This is a genomic window from Microbacterium sp. NPDC076911, from assembly GCF_040687125.1.
Lineage (GTDB): Bacteria > Actinomycetota > Actinomycetes > Actinomycetales > Microbacteriaceae > Microbacterium.
In genome coordinates this window covers 1-8950 of record NZ_JBFBMP010000015.1, presented here as the reverse complement: position 1 = coordinate 8950, position 8950 = coordinate 1, and the positions used below count along the sequence as shown (strand labels likewise).

Genomic DNA, 8950 nt, shown 5'->3' with positions numbered 1-8950 from the left:
AGGGTGTGCTCGTCACTGTCTTGTTCACCATCGCTGTTCGCGTCGATCCACACGATGTCACCGATCGCGTAGGTACGCGGCATGAAACCGAAATCAAGCGTCGAATCACGGTCGCCGTTGTCGGTGAGATCACCAGACGCTGCCGTCCACTCACTCGAATCCGTGGCCGTATCTCCCGCACCCGTCACCGTCGGACGCAACTCGGTCAACGCGTCAATCGTGGACGCATCTTCCTGATCGATCGTGACCGTGTATGACTCGCCCTCAGGCAACGCTGGCAGGTTCACGAACTCATAGAAACCGTCCTCGTCAGTAAACACCGGCGCAACCTCGTTGCCCTCGATATCAACAACCGGGTTTCCATCAGGACCAGTCAGCACCAACTTCACACCCTCAATGGGGGTTTCCGCATCACTGGTTCCCTGCACACCATCACGATCCACATCCAGCCACACGTAGTCACCTACCGAGACCTTCTTACGAACCACTCCGGCATCCCACGTCGGGTCGATTCCACCGGTGGCGGTGATTGCAATGCCGTCGTATTCGTCTGCAGCCACCAACTGTGTGTTGCTGGCGCCCAGCGTGAAGGTTTCGCTGCGACCGGTGAAGCGGTCATCGACTGCAGGCTCTGCGTCTGAGTCGTTGAGCGCGGTGCCCGAACCGGTTGCGGTGAAGACGTACGTTGCGGACTGCTCGTCGGTGAGTGCGAACTCAACCTGGTAGTCGCCGGCCGGGAGGCCGTCGAACACGTAGAGACCGTCAGCGTTCGTCGTCGTGGTGAGGGCTGTGTTGCCAGCACCCAGCACCGGCTCGCCGTTGCCGTCGAGCAAGTTGACAACGACACCCTGCAGCACCGGTTCGTCATCGTCTTGCACGCCGTCGCGGTTCTCGTCGATCCACGTGTAGTCGCCCACTGCATAGGTCAGCGGAATCGGTTCGTTGTAGAACGTGACCTGCTCGCTGCCGATGTCTTCGATGACGACCATCGACACAGTGTCAGATGTCGTCTTGTAGCCAGCAGGCGCAGTGATCTCTTTCACCGTGTACTTGCCCGGGTCATCGACGGTCACTGCTTTGTCTGCGCCATCTTCGTCTGCGACAACGAGGCTGTTGTTCACGACATAGATGTTGTCAACGACGACAGTGCCTTCAGAGTCGAGCACCTGGAAGCGTGCCGACTTGTCGGTGATGACGACCGTCTGGTCGTCAGAGTCGACCTTGCGAATCTTCAGCGGGTAGCCGTCGGTCGGAGTGATTGTCGCGCTGGTGTCACCGATGGCGTTGGTGATGCTCACTTCAGCCTTGAACTCGGTGAGAGCAACCTTCACGTAGACAACGACCGATCCATCGGTGTTCAAGACGGTGTTCGCCTTTTGCGAGATCGTCACGACGTCGTCGGCGTAGTTCGCCTCAAGGTTTCCGTCGAGCGAGAGCGATGTGCCGTCGATTACTGAACCATCGACGCCGTCGGTGAATCCAATAAATGACATCTGCTCAGGAAGAGCGTCGACGATGTCGGTGATTGCCACGCCAACGGTGCCGTAGGCGCCGTGAGGAATCACGTCGATGCGGTAGACGAACTCATCTGAGACAGGGTCGCCGTTTTCGTCGAGCTCAACACGAAGGTTGTTGGTGAAGCTGCTGTTCGCCTCGTCGTAGACCGTCTTGCGAACTTCAAGCTCGTCACCATACGTCGATGCCGACATCTCGACACTCGACAGGTAGTCAACCTCGACCTTGGTGCCGATCAGGCGTGCGTTGTTCGTGATCTGCAGCGTCTGCTTGCCGATAACGCCCTTCAGCGGCAGTGGAACCGTCACCGTCAGAGCGAGGTCGGTCGCCTTGCCTGCGGCGGTGAGCTTCTGCGTAAAAGCATCGGTGAACTCGAAAACGAGCTCGTCGTCTGCGTTGAGGCTGAGGTTCCAGTCGTTGGCATCGAGCGCCAGTGAGCCGTAGCTCACTGAAATCGTTTCTTCGATTGCGGCGAGGTTGCTCACGTCGAAGACGTTGAGGTCGACCACGTCAATGATCTGGATGCCGGTGACATCGGCCGTTCCTGCTTTCACCGTGAAGGTGAAAGGAATGGCAGTGGTCTCGGGCGAAGAAGGTACCGTGATCGCCTCGTCAGCGACGCTCTTGCTGAAGGTTTCTTCGTCATCGACGCCAGCGGAGGTGTCTTTGCCGACAATGATCTTCGTGGTCACGTTCTTCGAGCTGTACTTGCCGTCGCCGTAGATGAAGAACGCATAGTTGCGCACCGAGTAGGTGTCAGTGAGCGGGCCAGCCGACGGGGTGAGACCGTCAAGGTTCTCGATAGTCGCTTTGGCTTTGACCGTGTACTTCTGCGTCGTGTCCTTGCCGATGTTGACGTAGAGGTTCTGACCATTGATCGCGTAGGTTCCCACGTACTCGTCGGCGGCGATGGCTGCCTCGTAGTCACCCGAGAGACCAGTTGCTGCCGCGAAGGTGACAGCCTCGTTCTGCGCGTTGACTACGGTGAGAAAACCAGCGTCGTCGACAGACCAACTGGCCTGGGTGGGCAACTGGTCGCGAATCACAACGTTGCGCGCGAGCGCGTAGTCGGTGTCAGAGAAATCAGCCCACTTGGTGAGGTCGGCGCTCAGCGTGTAGACGACGTCAACCGGCGTGGCATCCGCGACGACGATCGAGTCCGAAGAGTCAACGGTGGTGACGTCAACGCTCTTCGAGAAGGCGCTGCCGTAGTTTGGCTGCGGGTCGGCCGGGGGCGCGGCGACACTGCCCGAAAGCGTTACTGTCGCAGTCTTGTTCTGTCCGTCGCTCCACGCAACGGTGTTCTTGACTGTCGTCGAGTAAGAACCGCCGGCGGCCTGAACTTTGTCGTACTCAGCCTGAAGGCGCGCCTCAAGGGCGGCCTTGTCGGTCACGCGCGCCTTGTAGGTCAGCACGAACTGAGAGTCTGCGGGCAGGGTGACGGTCGCGGCGAAGCCCGTGGCGGTGATCGATGGCGAAACGGCAAACGGCGAAGTCTCGCGGTTGAGACCAGCGTCATCCCAGGTGGTCAGAGTCGCGGCGAAAGAGTTCGCCGTGATCGTCATGGCGTCGTCGATCGTGTCGGTGACGCCAAGGTCGGTCAGCGCCGACGTCGTGTTCACTTTGACTGTGTAGGCGATGTCTTTGGTCAGCACCGTGTCTTTGAGGGTGACTGTGCCGTCGGTGACCGTGATGTAGGAGTTCAGGTTGCTGGGCGACGCCGACTTGCTGCGGCTGTTTCCGACGTTCTCGAATGAGTCACCGGGAGTCTTGACGACAACCTCGAACGTCGTCGGCTGACCGCCGACGGTCCAGGTGACCTCACGCTCAGAGCTGGTATTCACTTCGTCGAAGACGAACTTCAGCTGCAGAATTCCCTGGTTCACACCGCTCGGGCGAGGAGACTTCACCGTAAGCTTCAGCGAACCGTCGGCTTCACGGGTGAAGCTTTCGAAAATTGAGCTGCCGGTCGGCAATACGAGCGCCGAGTCGGGCACGGTGATGCCCTCGGGCACCTCGATGAAGATCTCATCGCCGTCGTTCAGCTTGGTGTTGTCGTACTGCAGTGCGAGCGTGTATTCGCTCCCTGCGGTAAGCACCGGCGTGCCGTTGTAGGTTTCGCCCGAGCTCGAAAGCGTCACTTTGATTGCGGTCGAGTCAACGGCAAAAGCCGGAGTCGCGAAGCCAGCGATGGCAAGCACGAGTGCCAAGAACGCCGCAAGGGCACTCACGAGCCTTCCGCGCGATCGCGCCTCAGGGTGAACGTGTCTAGCCGACATCAAATCTCTCCTCAAAAGGTCCCCACGCGCGCCGCTTCTGCGAGCACGTCTACGACTCGCAGCGAAGTCACCCACCGCGGTCGTTTCGTCTATCTGCCACGCAGAGAGCGCGCGCAAATTGGTACTGAGCACGGAAGAAACAGTCCGCGTTCGGGCACGAACCTTTTCCACCGCAAGAGGGCACTTCTGAGGGCCACAAGAGAGCGACCCAAGAAGAAGCCGCCTCGCATCCCCGTGAGCACCACCGAAGTGACGCTAACGCGACGCTAACGCGCAAATTGCGCAATCTGCAACCTGACAGCGCGATACATGGGCGTACATTTGCCAATACTCAGGTTCATGTTGACCATTGTGCTCAACATGAGCCAAACCTTGGCAAGTCCTGAGCAAAACGGCGGCCGGTCGAGAATCGGCGATTAGGGTGGAAATCGAAGTGCTCTCAGACGAGTACCTGGTCTGGGGGGACAAATCATGAGCGAGCCATTCGAACGCAGCCGGCCCAAAACGCGGTCACGACTTCTCGAGGCTGCTTACACAGTTTTCGCTGACGTCGGCATCGAGCTTGGCACTGTAGAGATGATCTGTGATCGCGCCAATTTCAGCCGCGGCGCGTTCTACTCGAACTTCGGATCCAAGGACGAGATCGTGATCGAAGCTGTGAAGGCTTTCGTAGGCCAGCGACTCGTCGATTCTGAGGAGTTCGTCGACTCGCTCGTTCACCGTGGTTTTCCGGCTGACCCCGCCGATGCGATTCGACAGATCGCGGCGAAGATCACCGGCGGCCGCGCTGGGATAATCGTCATGAACGAAGTGCGCATGCATGGGGTTCGTGACGAGCGTGTCGCACACGAGTACTTGCAATGGCAACAAGGTTTACTCGCGCAGGTACAAGTGATCGTGCAGCGCTTTCTGGCTGCCTACGAGTTGCAGACCAATCTTTCTGCCTCACATGCGGCAGAGCTCATCTTCAGCGTGTGGCAGCACACATCACTGACGGCAGCGATCTCCGGTCTCAATGACGAAGAGATCGCCCTCGCCGTCGGCGACGCAACGGCAGGCATCCTCGCCTCTTTCGCCAGCACCACCGCGATGGCCCAGACCCCTCGAGCGCCGTCTGCCGTCTCTATGCTCGCGTCGATCTGCGTCGAAGCGGCGCCGCGTGACCCGATGATGGCGTTCGCAGATCGCATTCGCCCACTCGCTTCCCTCGAGATGGTGCAAACCGAGCATGTATCGGTGTACTACCGGGTCAAAGAAGTGGATGTGCAGGTGATCCCTGCAGCAGACGGCACAATTGCCACGATCACCTATGGTGCCGATTTTCCTGCGCCCGTCAATGGCGTGAGCATCGGTGACGCTCACGAGCGCGTGACGGCAGTGCTCGGCGACGCCCACCGCACCTGGCCGGCGGCCCACCCCAACGACATCCTCATCTGGGACACTCCCGCGTTCTTCCGCGTTGACGTCGACCGTGAGACATCGCGGGTTGCCCGCATCTGGCGCTAGGGCACGCGGGCAGCAGACCTCAACACCTGCCGCCTCGCGCACCCGGTAGAATCGCCCAATGCGGGTACGACGCCGAATGGCCTCTCTGGCGCTCGTGGTCGCCGCAGTGCTGACGGTTTCCGCGGGATGCGCGGCGACCTCTGAACCTGAAGCCGAATCGGCTGGCACCCTCGATCTCGTTCAGGTGCCGGGTGACGCTGACACCCTTGCGCAAGCGTCTGGGCTTGTCGCCCCCGGCGGTGTCATCGAAATCGGTGAGGGAGTGTGGGCAGAGCAGCTTCTTGTCTCGACTCCCGACGTCACGGTGCGAGGAGTCGACCGCAACGAGACGATCATCGACGGCGAGGGGTTGCGCCCCTACGGCGTTGTTGGCATCGCCGATGGCGTGCGCATCGAAAACCTCACGGTCACCGGGGCCACCTTCTATGGCGTGCTCGTTACTGGTCTGCACGACGAAGCGGGCCCTGCCGCCCACGGCGCCGGTGCCTACGAACCGTTCGACCCCGAGGCCTTTCCGCCGTTGCAGCGCTTCGCGATCGAGGGCGTTACCGCTCACAACAATGGCCTCTACGGCATCTACGCCTTTAACGCGCAGCACGGCGTGATTCGCGAATCGTATGCTTCGGGCTCTGCCGATAGCGGCTTCTATGTCGGGCAGTGCGAGACCTGCAACATTCTTGTCGAGCGCAATGTCGCCGAGCGCAACGCGGTCGGCTTCGAGAACGCGAACGCATCGGGGCTCACCGTTGTCGGCAACCGCTTCTCAGACAACCGTGTCGGCATGACTTTCCTATCGAACTACGTCGAGGCATTCAGCCCGCAACGCGACAATGAGGTGGCAGGCAACCTCGTCAGCGACAACGTGTCAACCGACTCCCCTTCTCAAGCTGACGGTGGTTTCGGCATCGGTATTGGCGTTTCGGGTGGCGTCGACGATCTTTTCGTCAACAACCGGGTGACGGGCAACCCACGCGCGGGTGTGCTGATCTCGAACACCGAAGACCTCGCCACGATCGGTCTCTCGGTGCAACAGACCGACTTCGCCGAGAACGGCGTCGACATCGCAAATGTCTCGGCCGATCGCGCACCTGCGACCGGTACGTGCGTGTCGGGCTCCTTCTCTGCACTCCCTGAAGCTTTGCAAGACGCGGCACTAGCGTGCAGCGACACCCCCGATCCCGCGGCGAGCAGCGCAGACCTTCCCCACGTCGAAGCTCCCCCCGGAGTCAGTTTCTTGCAAGTCGCAGCCCCGACAGATCAACCCCAGTTCTCTTCGAACGCAGGGATGCTGCCTGCCGAGATCGAGATGCCTGACGCCAGCACCTACCCCGTGCCAGCCACCGACTTCCTCGCCGATCGGACCGGAACCCGATGACCGCACGACGCCGAATTGTGGCCCTAGCCATTGCCGCTTCGCTGATTATGCCACTTGCCGCATGCACCGCCTCGGGCGAAGCAGGCGGGGCGTCACAGGCCGCCGACGGCGTCACCACCGAACAGGCGCAGATACTCGCGATCACGCGTTTTCGCAACTATGACGTCACCAGCCGACCGTTTCAGACTGCGCTGCAAGATTCAGGTCAACAGCTCGCAATCACCGGTTGGGTCGACTGGGTCTCGGGCGAGGGATACGCCGCGGTAGCGAGTGACACCAGCGAATCGGGAGTGATCGTGTGGAGTCACGAGTCGACCGCCGCAACCGGCGCAGACCTGACAGCGGGAGACCTTCCCCCTCTCCCCGCTCCCACTCTCGCTGAAGCCGAAGCTGACCCCGCGTGGGGCACGCGGCCCATCGACATTTCGACGAGCACGCTCGACGCGGCTCTCGCAACGGTGCTTGCCCTCGGCAGCGATCGGCCCGACAACCCGTTGCTCGTGCAGCAGTCGGGCGCCCTCTGGCTGCGCAACGACACGGTCGACGGCATCGAGGTGTCGGTATTCGCCGCTCCCCCGAGCGACGACGCCGTCACTGAACTGCCCAGCGCCGATGAGTCGGGGCTGCGCCTCTGGGTAGATCAAGAAGGCACGATGTGGCGGGCCGAAGTGCGCTTGGGATCGCAGTGGAGCACCATCGACTTCGGCGCTGCTGACGGCACACGCCTGGGAGAAGCGGAATGACAGGCGATAGCCCCGACGACACGTCCGAAGCCACCGGCGCCGGAATCTCTCGGCGCACTGCGCTGTTCGGCGGTTTGGCCGGAATCGGCGTCGGCGCTGCGGCCGGCGTCGCCGCGACGCGGGCTCTCGCTGACACCACCACTCCTAGCCCGGTGCCCACCGAGACACCCGCACCCGAGGGCCAGCCAGTGGATGCTGCCGGGGCTGAGCAAGCGGGCATCACCCGCCCGGCGGTGCGGCAGGCTCATGCGCTGATTGCCGTCGGGTTTCTTGACGTGATCGATAGTGCCGTCGATGAGCGTGCAGCCCACGACGCCATACAGGCTGCGCTCGCGAGCGCTGGCCTCCGCATTCTGGCGCTCTGCACGCCTCCGGGCGATGAGACGGTGACACCGGATGGCCCCGGTGATCTCACCGTAACGATAGGTCTCGGCGACCGGCCGCTCCAGCTCAGCGACGACCCGTCGACGGCTGAGCTTGTCGCAATCCCCATGTTCGCGGGTGATAGTGCGTTGCCCGCCACAGCGCTCAGCGGTGACGTCTTCATCAGTGTCAACGCGACCGACCCTGGTGTGCTCGACTCCTCGCTGCGCGCGGTTACTGAAGCGCTTGGTGGCGTGACACTCGCGTGGTCGCAACTGAGCTTCCGCGGCTATGCCGCGGCGGGTGACGGCGTCAGCCGCAACCCCTTCGGGTACTTCGACGGCATCACCGTTCCGCGCACTGCCGAAGACCTCGCCGCAGACGTCTGGATCTCGACCGGCCCACTCGCCGGTGGCACCATCTGCGTAGCGCGGCGCTTTGAGCTCGACACCGGTGCCTTCGCCTCTCTCGAGCTCAGTGAACAAGATGCTGTGATGGGTCGCGAGCGCGCCACCGGTGTCCCGCTCTCAGGCGGCGAACGCGATGACGACATCAATCTGCTGTCGAAATCTGCCGAGGGCGACTTTCTGGTGCCCGCCCACTCGCACGCGCGGGCCGCGCACCCCTCGTTCACCGGCAGCCTGCTGATGTTGCGGCGCAGCTACAACTACGTCAACTCAGCCGACGACGTCGGCCATGTGTTCTTGAGCTATTCGATCGACACCGACGCGTTCGCCAAGACGATGGTGCGCATGGAAGAGATTGACGGCCTTTTCACCTATATGCACGCCACCGCGGGCGGCGCGTTCGCGATTCTGCCGGGCTACGACGCGAGAACTCCGCTCGGCGCAACGCTGTTCTCCTAGTCAACGAGGCGCCGCCGCCCCGCGAGCCCACCCTTGCGCGGCATCCACCCACTCATGTGGGCGAATCTGCGCAGACTGGCCGAGCATTCGCGCACTTTCCCGCCCTCGAACCACGCCACACCAACAGCAAACCGGGCCCGCGCGTTGATTGCACGGGCCCGGTTTCGCGTTGTGGCCTCTCGGCCGCTGACCGCTAGGAGGTCTGGGTGCGGCGGCGGAGCAGCAGCATCCATCCACCGATGAACATCAGAGCGATCGACAGCATCAGGGCGATGAAGCCCCAACCTGAGAAGCTCGAACCCG

The 8950-nt window shown here is 61.9% G+C and carries 5 protein-coding genes; 4 read left to right on the top strand and 1 reads right to left on the bottom strand.

Translation table 11 applies throughout. The features are described 5' to 3' along the window. Nucleotides 1–3746: SdrD B-like domain-containing protein (locus AB0O81_RS13905; protein WP_363585260.1), on the bottom strand; the 3746-nt coding region annotated here is incomplete at its 3' end. 519 nt (nt 3747–4265) lie between these two features. Here AB0O81_RS13905 and AB0O81_RS13900 point away from each other — a divergent pair. From AB0O81_RS13900 to AB0O81_RS13885, 4 genes are read left to right on the top strand one after another with little or no spacing between them, the layout of a single operon-like run. Continuing rightward, nucleotides 4266–5300 carry a TetR/AcrR family transcriptional regulator gene (locus AB0O81_RS13900; protein WP_363585258.1) on the top strand — a complete coding sequence of 345 codons (1035 nt, stop codon included), beginning with the start codon at nt 4266–4268 and terminating at the stop codon, nt 5298–5300. Between the two features lie 58 nt (nt 5301–5358). After that, nucleotides 5359–6675: a right-handed parallel beta-helix repeat-containing protein gene (locus AB0O81_RS13895; protein ID WP_363585256.1), complete on the top strand. Its 1317-nt coding sequence runs from the start codon at nt 5359–5361 to the stop codon at nt 6673–6675. Further along, nucleotides 6672–7418: a hypothetical protein gene (locus tag AB0O81_RS13890; RefSeq protein WP_363585254.1), complete on the top strand. Its 747-nt coding sequence runs from the start codon at nt 6672–6674 to the stop codon at nt 7416–7418. The genes AB0O81_RS13895 and AB0O81_RS13890 overlap by 4 nt, the downstream gene beginning before the upstream one ends. After that, the gene (locus AB0O81_RS13885) at nt 7415–8647 is read left to right on the top strand and encodes a Dyp-type peroxidase (protein ID WP_363585252.1); all 1233 of its coding nucleotides are present in this window, start codon (nt 7415–7417) and stop codon (nt 8645–8647) included. Before AB0O81_RS13890 ends, AB0O81_RS13885 begins: the two co-directional genes overlap by 4 nt. Nucleotides 8648–8950: the final 303 nt, after the last annotated feature.